Origin of the sequence: Peribacillus sp. RS7, assembly GCF_041956845.1 — a bacterium.
Taxonomy (GTDB): domain Bacteria; phylum Bacillota; class Bacilli; order Bacillales; family DSM-1321; genus Peribacillus.
Window position 1 is genome coordinate 4039505 of the sequence record NZ_CP168135.1, and the last position, 23462, is coordinate 4062966.

At 37.8% G+C, this 23462-nt stretch carries 23 protein-coding genes and 2 pseudogenes; 15 read left to right on the forward strand and 10 right to left on the reverse strand.

Features of this window, described 5'->3' with window-relative positions; genetic code table 11:
• Positions 1 to 232: 232 nt before the first annotated feature.
• From ACDZ29_RS20285 to ACDZ29_RS20310, 6 genes are all read left to right on the forward strand, one after another.
• Positions 233 to 1141, forward strand: coding sequence for an NAD(P)/FAD-dependent oxidoreductase (locus ACDZ29_RS20285; protein ID WP_375088475.1), 909 nt, complete (start codon positions 233 to 235; stop codon positions 1139 to 1141).
• A gap of 398 nt (positions 1142 to 1539) precedes the next feature.
• The gene (locus ACDZ29_RS20290; RefSeq protein WP_375088476.1) at positions 1540 to 1965 is read left to right on the forward strand and encodes a DMT family transporter; all 426 of its coding nucleotides are present in this window, start codon (positions 1540 to 1542) and stop codon (positions 1963 to 1965) included.
• Between the two features lie 42 nt (positions 1966 to 2007).
• Positions 2008 to 2706 carry a Crp/Fnr family transcriptional regulator gene (locus tag ACDZ29_RS20295; RefSeq protein WP_289324564.1) on the forward strand — a complete coding sequence of 233 codons (699 nt, stop codon included), beginning with the start codon at positions 2008 to 2010 and terminating at the stop codon, positions 2704 to 2706.
• Between the two features lie 34 nt (positions 2707 to 2740).
• Positions 2741 to 3202 (forward strand): DMT family transporter, encoded by a 462-nt coding sequence (locus ACDZ29_RS20300; protein ID WP_375091178.1) that lies wholly within the window; start codon positions 2741 to 2743, stop codon positions 3200 to 3202.
• A 202-nt stretch (positions 3203 to 3404) separates the two neighbouring features.
• Positions 3405 to 3620 (forward strand): hypothetical protein, encoded by a 216-nt coding sequence (locus tag ACDZ29_RS20305; protein ID WP_289324566.1) that lies wholly within the window; start codon positions 3405 to 3407, stop codon positions 3618 to 3620.
• A 144-nt stretch (positions 3621 to 3764) separates the two neighbouring features.
• Positions 3765 to 4877, forward strand: a complete 1113-nt coding sequence (locus tag ACDZ29_RS20310) for a DNA alkylation repair protein (protein WP_375088477.1) — start codon at positions 3765 to 3767, stop codon at positions 4875 to 4877.
• Positions 4878 to 5083: 206 nt separating this feature from the next.
• Here the strand turns inward: ACDZ29_RS20310 and ACDZ29_RS20315 are convergent, their stop codons facing one another.
• Both ACDZ29_RS20315 and ACDZ29_RS20320 read right to left on the reverse strand, forming a co-directional pair.
• A complete protein-coding gene (locus ACDZ29_RS20315) occupies positions 5084 to 5638 on the reverse strand; it encodes an HPP family protein (RefSeq protein ID WP_289324568.1) in 555 nt (184 codons plus the stop codon).
• A gap of 122 nt (positions 5639 to 5760) precedes the next feature.
• Positions 5761 to 6345 carry a CGNR zinc finger domain-containing protein gene (locus tag ACDZ29_RS20320; protein ID WP_375088478.1) on the reverse strand — a complete coding sequence of 195 codons (585 nt, stop codon included), beginning with the start codon at positions 6343 to 6345 and terminating at the stop codon, positions 5761 to 5763.
• 362 nt (positions 6346 to 6707) lie between these two features.
• Between ACDZ29_RS20320 and treP the strand changes: the two genes are divergently transcribed.
• From treP to treR, 3 genes are all read left to right on the forward strand, one after another.
• Positions 6708 to 8159, forward strand: a complete 1452-nt coding sequence (treP, locus tag ACDZ29_RS20325) for a PTS system trehalose-specific EIIBC component (RefSeq protein WP_375088479.1) — start codon at positions 6708 to 6710, stop codon at positions 8157 to 8159.
• Positions 8160 to 8241: 82 nt separating this feature from the next.
• Complete coding sequence (gene treC / locus ACDZ29_RS20330; protein WP_375088480.1) at positions 8242 to 9912, forward strand: alpha,alpha-phosphotrehalase; 1671 nt, start codon at positions 8242 to 8244, stop codon at positions 9910 to 9912.
• 31 nt (positions 9913 to 9943) lie between these two features.
• Positions 9944 to 10657 carry a trehalose operon repressor gene (gene treR, locus ACDZ29_RS20335; RefSeq protein WP_289324572.1) on the forward strand — a complete coding sequence of 238 codons (714 nt, stop codon included), beginning with the start codon at positions 9944 to 9946 and terminating at the stop codon, positions 10655 to 10657.
• A 219-nt stretch (positions 10658 to 10876) separates the two neighbouring features.
• Here treR and ACDZ29_RS20340 read toward each other — a convergent pair whose 3' ends face one another.
• Together ACDZ29_RS20340 and ACDZ29_RS20345 are read right to left on the reverse strand one after the other, a co-directional pair.
• Complete coding sequence (locus ACDZ29_RS20340) at positions 10877 to 11224, reverse strand: DMT family transporter (protein WP_375088481.1); 348 nt, start codon at positions 11222 to 11224, stop codon at positions 10877 to 10879.
• A 25-nt stretch (positions 11225 to 11249) separates the two neighbouring features.
• On the reverse strand, positions 11250 to 11579 hold the full coding sequence (locus ACDZ29_RS20345) for a DMT family transporter (RefSeq protein WP_375091179.1): 330 nt from the start codon (positions 11577 to 11579) through the stop codon (positions 11250 to 11252).
• 542 nt (positions 11580 to 12121) lie between these two features.
• Here ACDZ29_RS20345 and dnaN point away from each other — a divergent pair.
• Positions 12122 to 13252, forward strand: coding sequence for a DNA polymerase III subunit beta (gene dnaN / locus ACDZ29_RS20350; protein WP_375088482.1), 1131 nt, complete (start codon positions 12122 to 12124; stop codon positions 13250 to 13252).
• A gap of 196 nt (positions 13253 to 13448) precedes the next feature.
• Here the strand turns inward: dnaN and ACDZ29_RS20355 are convergent, their stop codons facing one another.
• Positions 13449 to 14669, reverse strand: a complete 1221-nt coding sequence (locus ACDZ29_RS20355) for a GAF domain-containing sensor histidine kinase (RefSeq protein ID WP_375091180.1) — start codon at positions 14667 to 14669, stop codon at positions 13449 to 13451.
• A 738-nt stretch (positions 14670 to 15407) separates the two neighbouring features.
• On the opposite strand from ACDZ29_RS20355, the gene ACDZ29_RS20360 reads away from it, so the two are divergent.
• Positions 15408 to 15869 carry a GNAT family N-acetyltransferase gene (locus ACDZ29_RS20360; protein WP_375088483.1) on the forward strand — a complete coding sequence of 154 codons (462 nt, stop codon included), beginning with the start codon at positions 15408 to 15410 and terminating at the stop codon, positions 15867 to 15869.
• 69 nt (positions 15870 to 15938) lie between these two features.
• Here the strand turns inward: ACDZ29_RS20360 and ACDZ29_RS20365 are convergent, their stop codons facing one another.
• Complete coding sequence (locus tag ACDZ29_RS20365; protein ID WP_375088484.1) at positions 15939 to 16256, reverse strand: CotD family spore coat protein; 318 nt, start codon at positions 16254 to 16256, stop codon at positions 15939 to 15941.
• Positions 16257 to 16436: 180 nt separating this feature from the next.
• Positions 16437 to 17351 carry a phosphotransferase family protein gene (locus tag ACDZ29_RS20370; protein WP_375088485.1) on the reverse strand — a complete coding sequence of 305 codons (915 nt, stop codon included), beginning with the start codon at positions 17349 to 17351 and terminating at the stop codon, positions 16437 to 16439.
• Positions 17352 to 17619: 268 nt separating this feature from the next.
• Between ACDZ29_RS20370 and ACDZ29_RS20375 the strand changes: the two genes are divergently transcribed.
• Together ACDZ29_RS20375 and ACDZ29_RS20380 are read left to right on the forward strand one after the other, a co-directional pair.
• Positions 17620 to 18381 (forward strand): alpha/beta fold hydrolase, encoded by a 762-nt coding sequence (locus ACDZ29_RS20375; protein ID WP_375088486.1) that lies wholly within the window; start codon positions 17620 to 17622, stop codon positions 18379 to 18381.
• 541 nt (positions 18382 to 18922) lie between these two features.
• A complete protein-coding gene (locus tag ACDZ29_RS20380; RefSeq protein ID WP_289324578.1) occupies positions 18923 to 19612 on the forward strand; it encodes an N-acetylmuramoyl-L-alanine amidase in 690 nt (229 codons plus the stop codon).
• A gap of 844 nt (positions 19613 to 20456) precedes the next feature.
• On the opposite strand, the gene ACDZ29_RS20385 is transcribed toward ACDZ29_RS20380, so the two are convergent.
• Positions 20457 to 20666, reverse strand: a complete 210-nt coding sequence (locus ACDZ29_RS20385) for a hypothetical protein (RefSeq protein ID WP_375088487.1) — start codon at positions 20664 to 20666, stop codon at positions 20457 to 20459.
• 313 nt (positions 20667 to 20979) lie between these two features.
• Positions 20980 to 21618: a LexA family protein gene (locus ACDZ29_RS20390; RefSeq protein WP_375088488.1), complete on the reverse strand. Its 639-nt coding sequence runs from the start codon at positions 21616 to 21618 to the stop codon at positions 20980 to 20982.
• Between the two features lie 134 nt (positions 21619 to 21752).
• Here ACDZ29_RS20390 and ACDZ29_RS20395 point away from each other — a divergent pair, with 134 nt between their 5' ends.
• Positions 21753 to 21977, forward strand: coding sequence for a helix-turn-helix transcriptional regulator (locus tag ACDZ29_RS20395; protein ID WP_289316901.1), 225 nt, complete (start codon positions 21753 to 21755; stop codon positions 21975 to 21977).
• Between the two features lie 650 nt (positions 21978 to 22627).
• Here ACDZ29_RS20395 and ACDZ29_RS20400 read toward each other — a convergent pair.
• Positions 22628 to 23119: pseudogene (locus tag ACDZ29_RS20400) on the reverse strand (DUF817 family protein); the annotation flags it as partial.
• Positions 23120 to 23161: 42 nt separating this feature from the next.
• On the opposite strand from ACDZ29_RS20400, the pseudogene ACDZ29_RS20405 reads away from it, so the two are divergent.
• Positions 23162 to 23416: pseudogene (locus ACDZ29_RS20405) on the forward strand (DUF817 family protein); the annotation flags it as partial.
• Between the last annotated feature and the right edge of the window lie 46 nt (positions 23417 to 23462).

Genomic DNA, 23462 nt, shown 5'->3' on the forward strand with positions numbered 1-23462 from the left:
GGCCGTCAAGTCAGGTCGAGCTATTAGATTGACTCCTGTAATCATTGAAGCTATTATAGAGTCACAATATCTGTAATTGATTCGTCCATCTTCTATAGATAAAGTTAGCCTTTGATGTCTTTAATGATATAGGTTAATTTGGTTATCACTATTGAACCAATTTGAGATGAACATCATTTTTTGGATTGGTAAAGGCTTAGATTTTTTCCTATTTCAGTAAGGGGGAATGAATATGATGGTATTCGATTGTGTAGTTCTAGGAGCCGGCCCTGCTGGTTTAAATGCTAGTTTAGTTTTAGGTAGGGCGCGCAGGAAAATAGCTTTGTTTGATAACGGAACGAACAGGAATCGAGTCACGACTGAATCTCATGGTTTTATAACCCGCGATGGTATTAAACCCGCAGAGTTTAAAAGAATTGCATTGAATGAACTGAAAAGCTATCCATCTATTCAATATTTCGAAGAAACCGTAACACAAATTTCGAGAGAAGCGGTTAACGATATATTTAGAATACTGACAGTGGATGAAAAAGTGTACTTTGCAGAAAAGATAATAATTGCAACAGGTGTTCATGAAGAATTTCCTTCCGTACCAGATATAAAAAGTTTTTATGGGAAAAGTATTTATAGTTGCCCATATTGCGATGGATGGGAATTAAGAGATCAACCTCTAATTATAATTACAGAGAATGAAGATGCTGCACATCATATGGCAAAACTCGTTTACAATTGGTCAGAAAATTTAGTGGTGGCAACGAATGGGCATGAAATGTCTAAAATGAAAAAGGATGAACTGCAACAAAGGAACATCACTATCGTGACAGAGCCTATAACAAAACTGCATGGCAAAGATGGGTACTTGCAAATGGTTGAATTTGCTTCAGGTCTTAAAGTGGAAAGGACTGGGGGATTTATTGTGCCATCATTTTATCGACCTCATCAATTTGCTGAAATACTGGGTTGTGAACTGCAAGAAAATGGAGCTATCGTAACGGATGATGCCGGTCGTACCTCTCAAAAAAATATTTATACCGCAGGGGAGTCTTCTCAAGCAGGTCCATCTTCATTAACCCTTGCTGCCGCAGAGGGTAGTAAGTCTGCATTTGCTGTAAATGCAGATATCACCAATGAAAGATTCTAGAGCATACCAGGAATATGGATAAAGTATAGTAATAGTTTTTAAAATTGAAGCTGTCGATGCGGCAGCTTTTTTATGTTGAGTTGAAGTGGGGATTTTCTTCGTTTAAACAGATGAAGAATCCAAGGATAATAAAGAGTATTCCATGAATTTTTTTAGTGATGAAAGGATATTGTTCAAAGAACCAAACGGAAATATGGAGAGGTACAGAAATGAGGCATTTATCAAAAGAAAAACATTCAAAATTTTTATGTTTGAACTTTAGGATGAATCTACTCTGTAAATGATGCTCTCAACAGGTCCTTCTCTTTTTTCCTAGATTCACATTGCGGGACATATGTCCTTTCCTGAATTCTCTTTCTGTTATTTAATGATGGAGAGATTGAAGGGGGGAAGACACAGTGAAAGGGATTTTCTTTTCATTTTTTGGCGGAGCCTTTCTAACGTTGCAAGGTGTAGCCAATTCCCGGATTAGCCGGGACCTTAGCACGTGGCAAGTCGCAACAATCACCCAGTTCACTGGTTTCATCATTGCCGGGTTGATTTTAATTCTGATACGTAAAGGGGATGCGCTTGAATTCAAAAAAGTCAAACCATTGTATTTGTCAGGTGGCACTTTTGCTGCGGTGATTATTTTCAGCAATATTACTGCTTATAAACAAATTGGTGTAACATTTTCGGTATCAGCTCTATTATTAGCTCAGCTAAGTTTTAGCTTTATCATTGATAGCAATTGTTGGTTTGGGGTAACGAAACAGAAGATGCAACTGCCACAGTTCATTGGGCTTGGCTTGATGATGGCAGGCATCATTTTATTAGCAGTATAATTGTAAGGATATAAGAAATAGGCAGGAAGTGAATCTTAACAGATGAAAGAAATAATGGATACTGAAAAACTCAATCACTATTTGAAGGTCCATCAGTTGGAAAACGTTTTTAAGGGAGCATTGGTGCCCCATTTATCTCTATACCAGGTTGAGCAAGGCGAGTGCATTTGCTCCCAAGGCGATCGCTTGAATTATTTGTACGTGCTGGTTAAGGGAAAAGTTAAAGTGTATACGACTTCAGTTGAAGGCAAGAATCTGATTCTGTCCTTTAAAACACCTCTTGAGGTAATCGGGGATATTGAATACATACAGAGTATAGATATCATTAATACTGTTGAAGCGGTATCAGGTGTCTGTGTAATCGGCATCCATCATCAATGGTTAAAAAAGTATGCTGAAGGTCATCCGTCCTTCCTGCAATTTTTACTAAGAGTCATCACTCAGAAGTTTTACATTAAATCCAAGTCACTTAGTTTTAATTTAATGCATCCAGTTGAAGTAAGGCTTGCAAGTTACCTCCTATCTGTTTCGTTTGATGAAACAAGTGCCCAAATAACTGGACGCCTGAATACAGAGAGCTTGAAGGATACTGCAAACTTTATTGGAACAAGTTACAGGCACCTGAATCGAGTCATCCAGCAGCTTTGCAAGGACGGTTTAATTGATCGGTCCAACGGCTACATCCAAGTTAAAGACTGGGAAGGGTTAAAGGCACTATCCAGCCATAATATCTATGAATAGATTGTTTGATAAGAGAATTGGAGGAGGAGATACGATGTTACTTGGATTAAGTTGGGCAATCCTCGCGGGATCAATGGTTAGTTTGCAAAACGTTTTTAATAGTAAGGTAAATGAACATGTCAATCCATGGTCAACGACTACTCTTGTATTAGGATTGGGGTTTCTTGCCTCATTATTAAGCGGGTTCGTATTTGAGGGATGGGATCTTTTTCAACTGCAAAACATGAAGCCCTGGTATTGGTTCAATGGTTTGGTTGGCATAGGCGTAGTCACTTGTGTGACGCAGGGAGTAAAGCTTCTCGGACCTACCTTCGCCATCTCAATCGTTATGGCCTCACAGCTTGTGTTTGCTTTATCTTGGGATTCTACAGGCTGGTTAGGGTTGGAGAAGGTTCCTTTTACGTTTAAGAAGTTGGCAGGTATCCTGATAATCATTGCAGGGATGATAATATTCAAAATAGGAGGGAAAAGACAAAGGGCTCCTGAAATGACCTAGTCAGGCTCTGGCATGGTCAAAGTTAGATGGAATACGGTATGGAGTGATACACTTGAACAGATACAAAGCTTTATTTTTTGATATAGATGATACTCTTTTAGATTTTCGTAAGGTTGAAGTGATGCACTGCGCTTGCTTCTCAATGAGAACAAATGAGGTTTATACCACAAGTGGAAGCGTATTATAAAACCATCAACCAGGCTTGTGGAAGTCCTTGGGGGGAATATCGCTGGAAGAGGTAATCAATACGCGCTTTTTCACTTTTTTTAAAGAATATGGCCGGGTGGTTGATGGGTTTGCACTGAAGAAAACCTATCGTAGTTACTTGAACAAGGGCACCTGGCTGTTAATGGGGCACTTGATTGGTGGCGAATTTAGAGAAACGGGAATAGCCAACCTACGAAATCAATCAGCTTAGTGATCTTAATGCCATATTCAAAAAAGCTTGTGACTTGAGTTAAGACAGCTAGTCGCCTTGTCATCGTATTTTGCTTTTAGTACATAAATGATAAAGGGATGGCTTACTAAAGGAAATATAACCTGAAGAAAAGGAGTGAAATAAATGGCTGAGCCTTTAAAGGATTTATATAGTGAAACTTTCATTCGTGAATTCAGTGAAAAAGTAAGAGATGTCCATCCGTCCTTTTCTTCTGAATCGTTTATTGAGGAAGTTATGGATGAACATTGGGATGATAGGAAATTAAAAGAACGTATCAGACATATTTCCATAACCCTTGGAAAGCATCTACCTAGTGATTATCAAAAGGCTTTGGGTATATTGTATCGGCTTGATAAGGATTGTGAAGGTTTTAGGTATTTATTTTTCCCGGATTTTGTAGAGGTACATGGATTGGATAAGAAGGATTGGCAGTTATCGCTTGCTGCCTTGGAGCGGTTTACTTCAAAGTCATCTTCTGAATTTGCAGTACGTGCTTTTATCTTACTCGATCCCGCTCAAATGATCGAAAAGATGAAAGACTGGACAAAACATGGGGACGAACATGTCCGCAGGCTGGCAAGTGAGGGATGTAGGCCCAGGTTACCTTGGGGGCAATCTTTACCGATGTTCAAATCCGATCCGAAACCAGTCTTGGAATTACTTGAGAACCTGAAAAAAGATTCGTCCCTATATGTTCGTAAAAGTGTGGCCAATAACTTGAATGATATTGCCAAAGATCATCCCAAAGCCGTAATAGAAACTGCCAAGCGCTGGCATGAAAGTGGAGACGCCAACACGATTTGGATTGTCCGGCGGGGATGCAGGAACCTTGTTCGTCAGGCAGATCCAGAAGTCCTTTCATTATTTGGTTACACGGATGTCTTGAATAATCCTAATATCATTTCAAACGCTTTTATTAGAAATGAACCAGACTCGATTTTTATTGGCGAAACCAGTGAACTTCATTTCGGCTTTCGTGTGCAAGAAAAGAATCCAGTGAAACTGCGTATTGAGTACGCCATCGATTTTGTAAAAGCGAATCAGAAAACTTCCCGTAAAATTTTCCTTCTGGCAGATAGGAATTTCACAGATAGTGAGGCAGTTGAAAGAGTGAGGATTCACAATTGGAAAGATTTGACTACACGTCGCCATTACAAGGGAATCCATCGAATATCACTCCTTGTTAACGGAGTGGAAGTAGCAGGAACGCATGTAAAACTAAACGCTGAAAGTTAATATTTTGAAGAGTTAACTACAGGATTTCCTTTCGAATATCTAACAAAGAAGGGAGGTGAGATGACCCTCTTTTTTGTTAGATAAGTAGTCGGTACAAAAATAAAATTATTTCATTATAGTGAAACATTGCAAAATATCATTACGGTTCATTCTAAATAATCATTCTTTCTTTTACTCATTTTGAATAATTCATTAAATCGTTTACATCAAATCCAAAAAGTTGGATAGTTCCGATTGCTGCGCAAATTATTAATTAACAATGCCAGGAAAACGATTATAACAGCACCAGTTAAAACAGGCGTAATTAAATAGCTCCAGCTATAGTGGCCAAGCATAACAACAAGTGGGTCTGCCCCGGCTGGAGGATGGGTCGTTTTTGTCAGCATCATCACAGCAATCGCTAATCCGACAGCCAAGCCGATCGCCCAAGGCTCGTCGCCAAAAAGATGATAGAAAGCTAAACCTACGAATGTTGAAACAAAATGGCCTCCAATAATATTCCGTGGCTGTGATAACGGCGCGTTCCACAGACCGAACGCCAGTACACAGCTGGCACCAAATGGAGCCATTAACCACACTGCTGATGTCATGTTTGTTAAAAGAATTAAAGCGAAGATCGTTAAAAATCCACCAATCAATCCCGTTATTGCGTCCTTTACATTTATCTGTAAAGGACTTCTTCCTTTTCCCTTCATCTTAGATAAATAACGTATATGAAAAAAACGTGTTTCTTTTTCCCTCGCTACTGATATGCGGTCCATCATTAGCCCTCCTTTTTTATATATGTAAACATTACACGAAATGAACTAACCTGTCAAAGTTGTTTTTAATGGTTAGTTAAAAACCATAAAAAAAGAACCAACTCTTTCAATAAGTTGGAACTTCATTCATCATCAGATTTGCGGTGTTGAAAGCGGGCTACCTTTTTTCTATTACCGCATATTTTCATTGAACACCACTTGCGTCTTCCACTTTCATCAATAAATAACAGCACGCAATCATTATTCGAGCATCGCTTTAATGATGTAAGCTTATTCTTTTCAATTAAAGTTAAAAAGTCATAAGCAATAAAAGACAGCAGGATATCTTCGGCTTCTCCAACAGGTATGGCAATCAGTTTTTGATCCATTAATTTATAAGTGAAAGGTGATTTTTTGATTTTTTTTTCTAAAAAAGCGATAAATTCATCAGGAATTGGATTCCCATCTGCTATTAATTCAAATTGTATTCTTAAAATAGTACGCATTTCTAGAATACTTTCTAATACCTGTCCGATTCTCTCTTTTATTTTTAGGATTAGCTGATCATCCCAAAATGAGTTTTCCCCTTTTATTACCTGAATCCAGTCCAGTGCATTGCCTTCTGAAAGCAATAAGTCTTGACGGTGACCACGATTTACAAGTTCTGTGTTCACTAAATCCAGAGATAGATAACCGGATATAAGTGGGAATTTATTAGTTTCAGACATAAAATTCATCCCCCGTTTGCCTTTTATATTCTAACCACTGAAATGTTATTTAAGAGGTTATATCATCATTATACCCTATATAGGCATTTCTCAGAGATACTTATCATGTTAGGAAGAACTTACTGTATTACATGCAACTTTTACGGGATAACATGAATCGTGTTAACAACTTTTTTATCAATTTTCAGATCGGTAAATCAAAGCCCGTGAGAATCAATCGTTTTAAAAGATAAATGCAAGAGAGGAAAAAAGTTCTTGACAGAACCTGTACGTACAGGATAATATGAAAGCGTATACAGAACCTATACGTACAGGTTATAAAAACAACTATATTTTGCTTTCTAGGGAAAGGAAGTAGTGAAATGAGTAAATACACAGAACCAGCAACGGATTTGCTTCAACATGTCGGAGGGAAAGAGAATATTGCGACGGTTACGCATTGTGCGACAAGAATGCGTTTTGCTTTGAAAGACCCCTCCAAGGCGGATGTAACGAATATCGAATCGATTAAGCTTGTGAAAGGAACGTTTACACAGGCTGGCCAGTTCCAGGTCATTATCGGGAACGAAGTATCATCGTTTTATAATGAATTCGTTTCCATAGCTGGTCTTCAGGAAGCGTCAAAAGAAGATGTGAAAACGGCAGCTAAACAGAATATGAGCTGGCTGCAGCGAATGATTGCCCATCTTGCGGATATTTTCACCCCACTGATTCCTGCCATAGTCGTTGGCGGACTCATCCTTGGTTTCCGTAATATAATCGGCGATATTAAAATGTTCGATGATAGCACGAAAACCCTTGTGGATATTTCACAATTTTGGGCAGGGGTCCATGCCTTCCTTTGGTTGATAGGTGAAGCTATTTTTCATTTTCTTCCAGTTGGGATTACCTGGTCCATCTCAAAGAAAATGGGCACGACTCAAATTCTCGGCATCGTCCTTGGGTTAACCCTGGTTTCCCCACAACTTCTTAATGCATATGCAGTTGCAGGCACAAAGGCAAGTGACATACCTTTTTGGGATTTCGGTTTTGCCCAGGTCGATATGATCGGCTATCAGGCCCAAGTCATCCCAGCTATACTTGCAGGGTTCGTTTTGGCGTATTTAGAACGGTTCTTAAGAGATAAAGTACACAATTCCATTTCCATGATCGTCGTTCCATTTTTTGCTTTACTACCAACTGTAATCATTGCCCACACCATTTTGGGGCCTTTAGGATGGAAAATCGGTTCAGTCATTTCTACGGTTGTATATTCCGGATTGAATTCATCAGTGGGCTGGCTATTTGCTGCCGTTTTCGGCTTTGCCTATGCACCGCTTGTCATCACAGGACTGCATCACATGACAAACGCAATCGATCTTCAGCTTATGAGTGAATTGGGTGGAACGAACCTATGGCCGATGATCGCCTTATCCAATATTGCACAAGGTACAGCAGTGCTTGCGATGATTTACATCAACAGAAAGGATCAGGAGGAAAGACAAGTTTCGATTCCTGCCACGATTTCATGTTATCTCGGTGTAACAGAGCCAGCCATGTTCGGCATTAATCTGAAGTACGGCTATCCGTTCTTAGCCGGTATGATCGGTTCACTTTTCGCAGGAATCGTTTCTGTCGGATCTGGAGTAATGGCAAACTCAATCGGTGTCGGGGGTATTCCAGGTATCCTTTCCATCCAGCCACAGCATATGGGAATGTTTGCACTCGCGATGTTGGTTGCTTTCGTTGTCCCATTCATTTTGACTATAGTATTCTCCAAGCGTCCACAAATGAACTTGAAAACAAGAACGAAACCAACGAAATTAAATGCTTAATAATGCGGAGGGAGAGCATTCTCCCTCCTTTTTACCATACTGACCAAAAAGATACATCCGGGACAGCAGAGGAGGATATAAATTGAAGGATTTTAAAAAAAGTACCATATATCAAATTTATCCGAAGTCTTTTAAGGACTCAAACGGTGACGGCATCGGTGACATAAATGGTGTAATTGAAAAACTTGATTACCTTGACAAACTGGGAGTGGATTATATTTGGCTGACTCCCTTTTATCGTTCACCTCAAAATGATAATGGATATGATGTAGCGGATTACACATCTATTGATCCTGTGTTTGGGACAATGGATGATTTCGAGAGATTGGTGAAGGAAGCTAATTCACGGGATATCCACATCATGCTGGATATGGTATTCAACCATACATCAACGGAGCATGAATGGTTCCAAAAAGCATTGGCTGGAGAGAAAGAATATAAAGACTATTATATTTTCAAGAAATCGAAAGATGGAGAGCCCCCTACGAATTGGATTTCGAAATTTGGAGGCTCTGCATGGGAATATTTAGCGGAACATGATGAATACTACCTTCATTTGTTCGATCGGACACAAGCTGACCTTAACTGGGAAAATCCCAGAGTAAGGGAGGAAATTTTCAATGTAGTAAACTTTTGGATGGATAAAGGTGTCAAAGGATTCCGGTTGGATGTCATCAATCTTATATCGAAACCCGATTTATTTGAAAATGACAAAGATGGAGATGGACGTTGCTATTATACAGATGGCCCGAAAATTCATCAATTCCTTAAAGACCTGAATGAAGAAACTTTTGGTAAGGATGAAGAGGTGATGACAGTAGGGGAAATGTCATCAACGACCATTGACCATTGCATCAAATATTCATCTCCAGATGAAAAGGAGCTATCCATGGTATTCAGTTTCCATCATCTAAAGGTGGATTACAAGGATGGGGAAAAGTGGTCACTTGCAGATTTTGACTTCAGGAAGTTAAAGGATATCCTAAGCAGCTGGCAATATGGGATGCAAGAGGGAAATGGGTGGAATGCACTGTTCTGGTGTAACCATGACCAGCCGAGGATTGTGTCCAGGTTTGGAAATGATCAAGAGTATCAAAAGGAATCGGCCAAGATGCTGGCAACAGCCATTCATATGCTCAGGGGGACCCCTTATATATATCAAGGGGAAGAAATAGGGATGACCAACCCGAAATTCAATGATATTGAACAATATCGGGATGTGGAATCGATTAATTATTACAATATTTTAAAAGAGGCAGGCAAGGATGAAAAGGAAATAATCGAAATCCTTCAAGCTAAATCCCGTGATAACTCGCGAACTCCCATGCAATGGGAAAATACGGAGCATGCAGGCTTTACAAAAGGGACGCCATGGATTACAGTGCCTGATAATGCTAGGATCATCAACGCTGAACAAGCACTGAAGGATAAGGACTCCATTTTTCATCATTACCAAAAACTTATATTCTTAAGGAAGAAACATGATATCATTGCATATGGGGACTATCAGGAAATTCTAGGAGATCATGATCAATTGTTCTCCTATATACGCAGTTATGAAGATGAGAAACTTTTGGTCATCAATAACTTTTATGCAAAAGAAGCGTCCTTCGAAATTCCAAAAGATGCTGACCTATCAGGATTCAAGTCAGAGCTCCTACTTTCAAATTATATCGATTCGAAAGACCTTGCAGATGATATTATCCTTCGTCCCTATGAATCGGTTGTCTATTTGTTGAAAAAGGAAGAGTAGGGGACTAACAAAAATATATTGTGGTGATGAAATGAACAGCAAATACCTATCGCTTTATGGTGATATTGTTTCAAAAATCGAAGAAGGAACCTTTCCGACAAATTCAAAGCTTCCTTCCGAAAGCAGCTTCATGGAAGAGTACGAGATATCCAGGGATACTGTGAGAAAGTCCTTACATTTGCTCGAACAAAATGGGTATATCCATAAAATCAAAGGCAAGGGTTCCTTTGTGTTGGATTTCAGTAAATTTAATTTTCCTGTAGCAGGCTTGATTTCCTATAAAGAAATGGTGGAAAAGTTGAATCTGCATTCCAAAACGATCATCCATACCATGGAGCTTGAGACCCCCGACTCAAGCCTGATCAAGCTTCTTGACTTAACTGAAGGTGAGGAAGTATGGAAAGTGTTCCGGGTTCGGCAAATTAATGGGAAGAAAATCATTTTGGACAAAGACTATTTCAATAGTGAGTTCGTAACTAACCTGACAAAGGAAATTTGTGAGGATTCGATTTATGGTTATATCGAAAAGGAACTCGGGCTCCAGATTGGTTTTTCCAATAAGGAAATTACCGTGGAGCCATGCAGTGAAGAAGATAAACAATTATTGGACATAGAAGACTACGATATGGTGGCAGTTGTGAAAAGTACCGTCCATTTAATCGATGGAAGCTTGTTTCAATATAGCGAATCAAGGCATAGACCTGATAAATTCAAGTTCACGGACTTTGCACGAAGGACTTGGTGAAAGCCTGAGCTATAAGAGGAAAAGGCAAAGGAAGAAATGTGATAACCAATTAGGTTATCAAAAAAAGGTCAAAGCATTAAATTCAATATTCAAAAATAGAAGGTCGCCATGGCGGCCTTTTCTAATGCGGTTCAAGGTGTAAGGTAAAAATGTAAGGAGTAAAGAGGACATCGGCTCTTTTTCTTGTTCAACGAGCGGGGAAAGAGGATCGTCAAACCATTAGTTTGACGTTTCTCCTGCTTGTTTCGGGGTGTGTGAAGCATTTAGCAAAACCACTCCACCAATGATCAATACCAAGCCACCCAACGTAATGATACTAAATGGCTCATTCCATAATAATACGCCAATTAATGCTGTTAAAGCTGTCCCTATTCCTGCCCAAATGGCATATGCCATGCTTAACGGAATTGTTTTAAGACATAAAGATAAGCTGTAAAATGCTATTCCAAATCCTATAATAACCCCAAATGACGCGAATAAATGTGTGAATCCTTCAGATAACTTAAGCATGGTCGTACCAAATAATTCACTTATGATAGATACTCCTAAGGCTATGTACCCTTTCATATTATTACCTCCGATTATTAAAATGTTAATGAGATCCGCCACTGGAGAGTTTCAAAACAACCACTCCTCCAATGATTAGGGCTAGACCTAAAAATTTTTTCAGGTTAAAGCTCTCTTTATAAACGATAACTCCCACTAAAGCAGTTAAAGCAGTCCCTATTCCCGACCAAATAGCATAAGCCGTTCCAAGCGGAATGGAAATAAGAGATAAAGACAGGCAATAAAAAGCCACCCCCATTCCCATTACCACACCAATGGAAGGGTATAACTTTTTAAATCCGTTTGATACTTTTAACATCGAACTACCAAAAACTTCACTTATGATGGCTATTGCCAAAAATGCATAAGGATTCAAGATAATCTCCTCCTGTATATTCATTACTCTTTCCAATCATATTCCCAAGCATCTTATCATCTAAAGTCCCCATATTAAACTAAAACCTTATTGCGAGTCTAATATTTTCTATCGTTAAAAAATATATCCTATCCTAGTTGAAAAAGGATATAATTAGCCACTTCAGCTATTAAAGCTTGTTTCGCAGCCGTTCTTACGATAAAAGAACAAATTCCTTTTAGTCAATTGAATCCATGAGTAACATTGAAACACAAAACCGTCCGGACGGTCTTTTTATATTTAACGATACCTGCAGGTTACTTGTCAAGTGCATCTAGTACTCTTGAAATTCAACATCTTCCAGTAAAAGTATGGAAATTTGTATAGAAAGATTAAGAGTATCGTTATGAGATATGCATTGCATGCTTGCCCTTCCTATTATAGAAATGTTGCTGGGGAGTTTTCTTTTGCAAGACTTGCTTAATATTAAGGTCAAACAGGGGTTTTTAGGGATTTTGTCGAATTAAGTTCATTAAACGATTATGATGGGGTGAACTTCTTTCATGGAATTTTTAATAAAAAAAGAGTGTTTCATTAAAGCGATTTCTGAAGTCAGTCATGCAGTTTCCATAAAAACACCAATACCCATTTTATCAGGAATAATGATAGTGGCTAATGACGATAGCTTAATCCTTATTGGCAGTGATTCCGATATTGTCATTGAAAAAAACATTCCTTTAACGATTGATGGAGTAAGGGTATTGGAGGTTTACCAAAAGGGTACTGTCGTATTATCGGCAAAATATTTAAGTGAGATCGTTAAAAAATCACCTAATGATATCCATGTAAAGCTGAACGAAAATCAATCAGTTACCATTATATCAAATGAAATTGTAACGAATCTAAATGGATTCCATTCGGAGGAATACCCAAACCTTCCTCAAGTTGATGAAGATGGTCATTTTAAAATCCCAAGTGTTGAATTACTGGAAATCATTAAGCAGATTGCGTTTGCCGTTTCTAAAACTGAGGCCAGACCCGTTCTGACAGGCGTCAATATGACATTCAGGGATAACATACTTTCTTGTGTTGCAACAAATACTCATCGTTTAGCGGTAAGAGAACTTGCGTTAGAATCGAAGGTGAATGGTTCGTTCATCATTCCAAGTAAAAGCCTTAATGAATTAACCAATTTAATTAATAATCAATCGGGTGTTATACATATTTTCATCTCGAGAAGCCATATGGTGTTTAAATCAAACAACTTCTCACTTTTTTCTAGGCTGATTGAAGGTAATTATCCTAATGTATCAGGGTTGCTGCCAAAAGATTTAAAAACGATCATCACCTTGGATACAAATCTACTGTTGAAAGGTATTGATAGAGCCTGCCTTTTTGCAAGTGAATCGAGGAATAACAATGTACATCTGGAAATCCTGGATAATACTAAGTTAAGAATTTCTTCTACCACATCAGAACTAGGGGAAATAGAAGAAACGCAAAGCATCATGGCAATCACAGGAGAGGAGGGGCTAAGTATATCACTAGATGGAAGTTTTTTAATGGATGCCTTAAAAGCGATAAAAGAAAAAGAGGTCAGACTAAGTTTTGGTGGTCCAATGAGTCCTGTCTTAATCGAGCCAAGCGGTAATTCTTCATATCGTCATCTTATTTCACCAGTGAGAACAAACTAAAGGATTAAAGTATAAAGGAAACGAATAAAAGGTTAAATCGATTAACGGAGCAGCAATTAATAGAAAGTTATGATGGGGAATGGTCAATAGCATCCACCATAAAAAAAGAACAAAGAAAAGAGACCCAGTAGAAAACTTATAAAAGTCTGGGCCCATTGTATTCATATCGATTGAAGTAATAGTTTACTATAGGTTTTCATTCCTGGCTTAATGCCGGCAACTTTATTTCGAAGGTAAAGATAGAACCTTTTTCGCTTGTCCCAGCAAGCCAAATGCGTCCGTCCATCAATTCCGTCAAACGTTTGCAAATGGAAAGCCCCAATCCGGTTCCTCTGTTCATTTCTTCATATCCTTGGGGATGCATATGATTGAAAGAATGGAACAATCCATTGATTTTGTCAGTTGGGATACCGATTCCTGTATCCCTCACAGTGAAGGATAGACGAATGAAATCAAGGTTTTTTTCATCGGGAATCAAAGCGGCGGCAATGTTAATTTCCCCGTTATTCGTAAATTTAATGGCATTTCCTACTAGATTAATGATGATTTGACGAATCTTATGATCATCGCCCAATAATACCATAGGAATATTAGAATCGATTTCCCCTAGTAGTCGGATTCCCTTTTTAGCGGTTTCCGCTGTGAATAGTTGGATGACCTGTTCCACACAGGAACGGATATCAAATGGTTGAATGTTCATTTCCATTTTACCTTCATCCATTTTCGAATAATCCAATATATGACTGAGCACCGTAAGCAGTGACTTTCCGCTCGTTTCAATGATTTCTGTATATTCTTTTTGTTCTTCAGTCAATTCAGTTGATTGTAACAGTTCTGCCATTCCCATAATCCCGTTCAAGGGGTTTCTGATTTCATGACTTAAGACCGCCAATAAGTCGGATTTATCCTTGCTGAGTTTATTTATGTGAAGTGAAGCCAGACGCAATTCCATTTCATCCATGACGATTTGTGCAAGAGACCTGAGCATATCCAACTCTTCTTCTGTAATTGTACGCGGTTTATAATCAATGACACACAACACGCCAAGGTTATGGTTATCATGGGTATTCAATGGGATGCCTGCATAAAAACGAAATCCGTTTTCACCTGCAACCAAAGGATTCGCTAATGATCGGGGGTCTAAACTAGCATCATTAAGAATATAAGGAACATTATTAAGAATGGCCGAAGCACAAAGCCCTGGCTCCCTATCTATTTCCTCCACATCCAAACCATGATGGGACTTGAACCAAATCCGATCCGTGTCGACGAGGCTTGTTATTGCGATAGGGACATTGAGTAGTTGCGATGCAAGGGCTGTAACCCTGTCAAAAGCGCCATCTGGCGGTGTATCAAGTATTTGATACCGCTGTAAAGCATTTAAACGCTCTCGCTCAAGTTGGCTTTTTTCTTTCATATTGTTCAATATTATTCCTCCTATGTCATACGGATTGCCAAGGGTAGTAAAAGCCCATTATAATAGGATCCCTTTTAAAATTAAAAGGGAATTACATTAGAATCCTATCTGACATTCCTAAACAGCAACATAATGTGAGACTTCATCAAGTTATTAAAGAAATTTTGTTTTCTTCGACTTAAAATTTCAGGTAAGCCCTCTTTAATGAAAGGCACTAAAGTCTTTCAAAATGTTGTTTATTCTTCTGATTACTACTAATTATAACACTAAGTCACGGCTGGATTGAATTTTGACGGACTTGTCTATTCGGGGCAGCGGAATCTTTTTTCTATGAATCTTCGGAATAGTAAAGTGGTAAAAAATTAATTAATGATTATGATAAACGTTAGTATTTCATTTGAACGTGGTATGGCTTGGACTTTCTTAATAAACAAGCAGCAGATAAGTGAGCTTTCGGAAAAAACTGTGGGAGTTTCATCAGAAGCCTCCATATCTGCTTACTTTTAAAAGATATACGTTATTTAGACAAGTTCTACAATATCCATATTTTTATTAACTTAGCAACTTGGGGTGGAGGGAGTTTGTAGTATCCAGAGTCGGTATCGGTATAACTGCATTTTTGGCTTCGTGAACTAACTCCACAGAAAGTATATTCATATATTTAATGCTATCCACTGTCCATGTGCCACTTGCCGTTAATAGCTGTATCCGTACATACTTTAAAGGGGGATAATTATTATGTATGTTAGTCAAACCTGGGATCATGTAGTAATTGCAAAATTAAATCAAACTGTTCACAGCCTGCATGCGAAACTATATCCTAAGTATTTTAAGGAATATAAGTATAGCGCAATGGAAGAAACTTTTAAAAATTTGATTAAAAATGACAGATTTGTTTTTCTTCTATTAAAAGAACATGAGGAACCGATTGGTTACGCTTGGATTGAAATAAAAAGCTATCCAGAAAATGCTTTTAAATATGGGTATAAATCTGTATATGTGCATCAGCTTAGTATCGTTGAAAGTCAAACCCAAAAAGGTTATGGTAAGCAACTAATGAATGAGGTATATGAAATTGCGAAAAAGAATGATATAGATTTAATTGAACTGGATTATTGGTTTGGAAACAATGATTCAAAAGAGTTTTATAAGAAGCAACACTTTAAAAGTTATAGGGAGTTTGCATTTAGACAGTTATAACCACTTTGAATTTCCGGTTTTTTAAAGGTTTGGAGGAAGGAAATAAAACCCCGAATCGGGGTTTTTTAATTAATATCTTAACATTCTCCTTGAAAAACAGGGGGGTTGAGGAACTCCACAAATAAATCTTTGGCTTTGGGTATAACACTCTGCCACGACACTTCGGGTATGCGGAAAATTATGCTTATACGTGATGAAGTGCTTATTCACGGTAGTTGTATGTGTCGGATGAAAAACTGGAATCACATTGTTAATGACATTTGTTTTAACATATTGCTTTGTTGGAGAGGTTTGTGGCGGATTATACTGAGTAGGCATTGTTTGAGGTGGGCAATATTGTGGTGGACATTGACTGCCTTTCGGATGTCTCCAGGGCTTATTATACATTTCAACACCTCCTATATTTTTTTGAAACTCATTGTTAGTTTATGAAAATAAATGATAAAGGGACTAGTATAAATGCCTTTATCAAAAATAATGGCTGCATCATGAACCTGTCATAAACTTTCCCGTAGTTGGGGAAAGAGAATTTATCTAAGGAATAATATCTCACTTATTAAACGGTTATTAATTTTTTCCAATCTGGGTAATCGCTTGATGAACAAATGACTTGTGTCTTTCCCGCCAGATATTTTCCTTGCTTTTTTCCAAGCCCCATTCAGGAAATGAAGATAATCGTAATGCAGCAAATAATTGCCAGAAGGGTAAGTTTGTAAAATTCACTTCAGGCATCATGGATTTATATTGATTGGAGAAGTTATTCATTGCTTCCATTCCATAATGAAATGAAATTTCGAGTTGGCTATTGGCAAGGTCAGCCAAAGGGTCCCCTAAGCCTGAGTCTTCCCAATCAATAATGGAAACTAATTTATCCTCCTTCCATAATATATTTCCAGGCCAATAATCACCATGAAGGATCACTTCCTTATTCATTGAGGATAATGGCATGAATGATTTTAACACATCTCTAATTAAGCTCAGATTTAATCCTTCGTCCTTGATTACCCTTTCTTTATTTAACATTTCTACATATGAATTTTCTAGTTTGGGCAGGAATGATAAAGATAGATTTGCACAATCAACACGATGGATCTTTGCTAGATTGATTGCAATCTGTAAGATATGATCATTAAGATTTGAGGGGGTGAACTCTGGCTTGCCCTCAATAAACTCGATAAGTATACATGGTTTGGAAAAAAACCCGCAGGATTCGAAGTAATAGGGAGTCGGTACAGGCAAACCTGCAGATTTCAATATTCCTAAGAGCTTGTGTTCATCTGCCGCAATATTTGGATTCCGTTTCAAGTCATTATCACCATGCTGACGAATGATCATTTTTATGATTTGCCCTGTAGATTGTAACAATTCAAGTCCTGTCACCTGTGCAGAAATCCCGCCTTTTAATTCCCATGTGCGAATGAGCTTATTTCCTGGATCCAACTTTTGAACCAATTGTTCAAACTTACTACATTCATTATTCATAGGCCCACTCCTTTTAAGGGTTTAAGTTCACATTTTATATGGGTATCATTCAGCACTTTTTTCTTTTTGGCAATGTTAAAGGTAAGGTTGATTTATAAAAAATATAAATTGAAAACCAATTGAATGCTACCAATGTCCAGTTTTCCTATTACTTTCGTAAAAGTTGTATTTCTTAGAATCCCATTAGCTTTTGGCTAGAACTTCAATAAATGAAACCAATCGCTTGTTACACACGTAACGGAATGTAAACAAAGTGAGGTGTCATACATTGAAAATAGAGAAATATAAAGTGGAAACACTGCAAGGGACGTTACAATATAATATTAGTGGAAACGGAAAACCAAATATAGTTTTGATTAACGGTGGTTCGGGACCGATGGAGGGTTGGATGAAAATCCTACCGGCAATTTCGGAATCATCATCAGTATTTTCCTATAATCGTTTGGGTGTTGCTGGCAGCGATAAACCGAAGGAAAACCAAGACGGGATAAATATTGTTAACACTTTACGTGAAGCACTAACATTAGTGGGCTTTAAACCTCCTTTCTTATTGGTTGGACATTCGCTAGGCGGCTTATATGCTAATTTATATGCCAGACTTTATCCAAATGAAGTAGAAGGAATTGTTTTTTTGGAATCCAGCCACCCGAAAGATATAAGTCTTAATGAATATCAAGGCAAGGCAGTAAAAATCATTAATAAGATCTTCAAGATGTTTGATTCCTTATCTTCACATAAACAATTCAACGAAGTTAATTTTGTAAAAAAAACTATAAATCAAATCCATCAAATTAATGATTTTCCCGATATACCTGTATTTGTCATTACAGGTGGACAAGAAAATCGAATGATGCCAGAGGAAGTTCGAAAAAAACGACTTGAGAATCAATTGGAATTACTTTCATTGTCAAGAAACAGCAAACACATTGTCGCTGAAAAAAGTGGACATTTTCCACAATTAACCGAACCAACTGTAGTGATTGACTCGATAAAAGATTGTGCAGAAAAAATAACAAACCATAGCCAATAAATGCAAAGACTTTTATTTAGAGTATTGTTGTTTATATGCTATGTTAAAGATAAAGGTTGAACTATTTTAGGCTATGTTCTTTCTATACGTTGATAAAATTCAAAAAGTATTGGAACTCCTTTAGGTCCTATTTTTAAATATTTATTATAGTTTAGCTTTAAACAAATTTTAATTGTCGTTCATCTTTGTCGCTAATCCAATTCAATTTAAAATATAATCCTTAAGCCCTCTATCTCCTTCCATCACCTTGTTGATAGTTTGATGGCAATTACTCTTGTTTGAATTTACCAAAGTGAAATAATGGAATGAATCTTTTTCAAGAAGTCGAAAGATTCTCGTCCATGGGGTTGTAATAATACACCAGCAGTGGTGTATTTTTTTTGGAACGAAAGGGAGAAGGAGGGCATCATTTCTTGTTAATAGAGACAGCTTGTACGGAAAACGAAGAAGAATCTCTATTATTATAAAATTTCTTTAATCCGATGGTTATGTGTACAAGCATTTGTTTATGCGTAACATAAGATTAATAGAGGTGATCGAAATGGTAAAAGTGTTTATTGATCCCGGCCACGGTGGTACGGATCCAGGCTCGGTGGGGAATGGATTGAAAGAAAAGGATTTAACTTTATCCATTGCAACTCGAATAAAAGACATCTTATTAATAGAATATAATAACGTTTTTGTAAAAATGAGCAGGACCCAAGATACGTCCGTCTCTTTAAACGATCGGACGAATCAAGCGAACGCTTGGGGAGCTGACTTCTACCTCTCCATCCACATTAATGCTGGCGGCGGCACTGGGTATGAGGATTACATTTATACGTCAACTAATCAGGTAACAAAAACGTATCAAGATTATATTCATTCAGAGGTCATGAAGCTTATCAACATCCAAGACAGAGGACAAAAAACAGGAGATCTACATGTACTCCGTGAAACGGATATGCCTGCACTCCTGACTGAAAATGGATTTATTGATAATGTCAATGACGCAGCCAAGTTGAAAACGTCATTCTTTATCGAATCACTGGCTCGCGGACATGTAAACGGTTTAGTTAAATGCTTCAAACTTACAAAGAAAAGTACTGCTGTATACCACAATGTCGATAGTGGGGACACCGTATATTCCTTAAGTATGACCTATGGCAGTACTGTTCAGCAAATTAAAGATTGGAACGGTCTTGACAGTCAGTTCACCATTACAGTAAACCAGAAATTGCGGGTGAAATGAATAATTAATAATTGACTGGTTAAATTATTTATAATTTCCAGTAAGCACACCACTCAGGGAAGCCCTTCTCTAAAAGAGAGGGGCTTTTTCTGGTTCTGGAATATTCAAGTTAAGAAATAATCTTGTCCATTCTTTCGATAATAGAGAAAATCTTTGTTAAAAAAGAGAGAAATGGTATTTTATGACTAAAATATTATTACCTAAAGTTGATTTTTTACAAAGTCTATTAAAAACCAATTCTTAAAACTGATAAACAAAGATTCTTATTATTTTTAGAAGAAAAAACATCCTTAACGAATGTCTTATCAATTAACCATGGATTCCACCTCATTATATGTAATGCCTGGAATATAACTAAATCCATTCTTATTCATCAAGCCTGGCCTGGCAGTCTATATTAATTGCAGTTTATCATGGAATCAAGCCTCTGACGGGATTCGAACCCGCACTCCTTTCGTAAGCATAGGCTAGGGAGAGAACACGCTTCCCTACGGATTTTCACCGGCAGGAATTCCACCTGCCTCAGCTTATTTGCTTTTCGGTGCTTCTGAAACCCTTGCCTTACGACCCGGTGGCTACAATGTTTTCCGGCGCTCTGCCCTTCTAGAGAGCTACAGAGGCGAATGCTTATCATCCCATTATACGATTCTTATATGAGGTTGTGAACCGAAGAATAAAAGATTGAAAATGTGATTGTCAAATACAGATATTACTTAATTGGAGAAATATTTACTGTAATAACTAAAGGAAAACCTTGGTTGGATTGATGAAATGGAATAGTCTGCAATTCGAAAGCAAGGAGACTAAAAAAAGCGTCCTCGGACGCATATATTTGCCAATCCGTTCACTCAATGAAATAACTAACTTGAGGAAAACCGATATGATGTTTTAAATCCCCGATTGACAGTTGCTGGTGATTAGCGACTCCCGTTAGTTTTCCCTTTAAGGATTCATTTATTGGTACGGCAGTTATTGTTTTTCCTAAATTCATCAGTAAATGGTCAAAGAAAACTGGTTCTGTAGGAATTGTATAAGTTGGTGATGAACTTTTCATCGTATTCGGAAAGTTGCTATATAGGAATAATGTCCAGGAGACGGTATCCTGGTTTCATATCGATCATATTGCATGAATCATTTCACTCCTTTACTAATGTAAGGTATGCTTTATTAATAGGTTGACACAAATTTATATCTTTTGGATAAGGCAAATCATCAAAAAACAATACTAAAAAGCACAAACCAAAATGATTTGTACCTAATATGTATCAGGGAATACAGGCCTGAACGGAACGAATTGAATCTAATTAATGTATTATTGCCTGTCATTAATTTATTCATTGCCGCAATTGAAACCCTAGTGATGGATATTAATCGTATATTTTAATGGCTTGAACCACTTTTCCTAAAATTCGGACTCTATCATTTTTGATGTTATAGGTTTTTTCTTCATAAAAAGGATCCGTGCTGCAGGGCATGAGTGTGATATTTTCTTCATTAATATTCACTTTTTTGACTGTGGCATCGTGACCATTTACCAAAACCACACCAATTTTTCCGCTTTCGACGTAGGTTGTTTTTTCAACAAGGATCAATGATCCGTCACTGAATTCTTTGTTCATGCTGTTGCCTTTCACTCTAAGGAAAAAATACTCTTCATTCGATTTTAGCATGGAATTTAATGTCGGCATATACGCTTCTATATATTCGTTGGTGAAATTAGGCTCTCCAGCAGGGATATTTCCGTAGACACCAATTAATCTTACATTCTTTTCATTTAAAAATTCCATTGTAGGATTGGTTCTAACGATTGGTGCTCCTTCAATAAGGTGGGACAGCGGGATTTCAAAGCATGAGGACATCATGCTCAATTTATCCATTAAAGGTTTATTCCGTCCGGATTCCCAAGCTGATACTGCCGTTGGGGCCACTTTTAATATATTTGCCAAATCTTCTTGTGTCATTTTTCTTTCTTTTCTTAACATTTTAATACGTTCACCAATGTGCATATTTCTTCACCTCTCACTTGAATATACACTATGAGTGAAAGTGAGTAAACTTGAAGTGCGTGAATTTTACAAAAATTTGTTGAAAACTATACTTCAAGTGTGATATCATTTTTTTAGACAGGTGGTGACAAGATATGACAAACGTTAAGTTCACACTTAAACAAGCGAGGAAGTATAAAGGATTAACTCAAGACGAAATGGCTAAAGTGCTAAAGATGGCCAAGAGAACCTACATTGATTATGAACAATATAAGATTCCTTTGCGAATTGATAAGGCGTATATGTTCGCTGAATGTGTAGGATTCTCGATCGACGATATCATTTTTTTTGATCCTGACCTACACTTCAAATGTAGTTAAAGGTTTAAAGGTTATCAGCTTCCGTTACTTGTGTGACCATTCCTGGGTTGAAAAATTTAATCAATAGCACTGATCTGCCAAGGGACAAAATTCATGATTATGATGATTTAAGTGAGGATGGAAAGAGGGTGAAAAAAGTGGAAAGGGAAATTAGGTCCTCTGAAGTTGCAGTAGGAGCTACCGTTAGCACCTTTGCGATTTGAAAGGAGATTCGTGGAGAGTTCATTGATGATATTATCGTACACGACGGTGTATTCAAATTGTTCAATCGAAAGGACGAGCTTTTAAATGAAATTAATTTTCCAGTTCTCAGGGTTAATTACGGGTATGTGGGAGGAGGGGGCTTAAAGGAGTGTTTTTAACCAAAAAAAGGTCGCTGCATGTAAACTCCCAATCGGAACATGATGGTGGTGAATTTGATGGAAATGCAATTTCGATGGGGGACCCAATTGTAATGGGGAAATTTTATTGATGAAGAATCATGATTAGGGGCAATTGGACAGTGGCACATTCGAAGGGGAATTTTATAAGGATGTTCATAAAAAAAGTCAAGCCCTCTATCCCTTGCAGGAGAAGGGCTTGTTCTATTTTTTGTATTTATATAACAATCGCTGTTAAGTATTTCCTTCATAATTTGTTCTGGAGTCCAATTATCCTAGTGGGATTTTTCCCTTAACCTGCTTTAACGTCGCTACTATAAGAAAGCTAACAATCACTATTAAGAAGCATCACTCACCTTTCCTAGATGAACGATACTCCATGAATCGGATTGGTTTGGATATTCCCACGCTCCAAAGAATGTTGCGATATTTTCGGCTATCCATATAAAAAATCCGATGAGCAAAAAAGAAAGTGCGAGTGGCATACGGTAACGAGTTCCATCAACCTCGTATGTGCCCCATGATTGCCTAAAAACGATAATTACAAGTCCAGATAACCACCAATGAACGTCAATCCAATAATGTGGGTGAAGAAATTCAAACGCAGCTGCAGAGGTACTACTAGCAAAAACGGTGGCCACTTAACCAGTTCAACCTTTAATCTCCTCCATGTCTGGCAAAGATAACTGACTATACTCCTTACATGAATCCGCTAAACAAAGGTACTCCAAAAATTTTGAAATGTCCTCCCTCTGGATAAGAGTTACTCATGAATTTAACCATTCAACAATGGAGGCACAAATCATGAGATCACTAAAACCACTAAAACCACTAAAACCACTAAAACCACTCGTTCATTTTGGTTGGGAGCAGGCCCTATCATGTTTGTTTCCTGTCGTTATTTTTGCCTCTTTGGCTTTTACAAAAATCATGCCACTTCCCTTCCTGCCACGGTATGACTGGATGATCATCATCTGCCTTCTGATGCAGTGGTGGATGGTGCGTTCCGGGCTTGAAACAAGGGATGAGCCAAAGGTTATCACATTTCTCCACCTTATTTGGACTTGCCCTTGAGCCAGCATCACTTCAATAATAATTGCCAAGT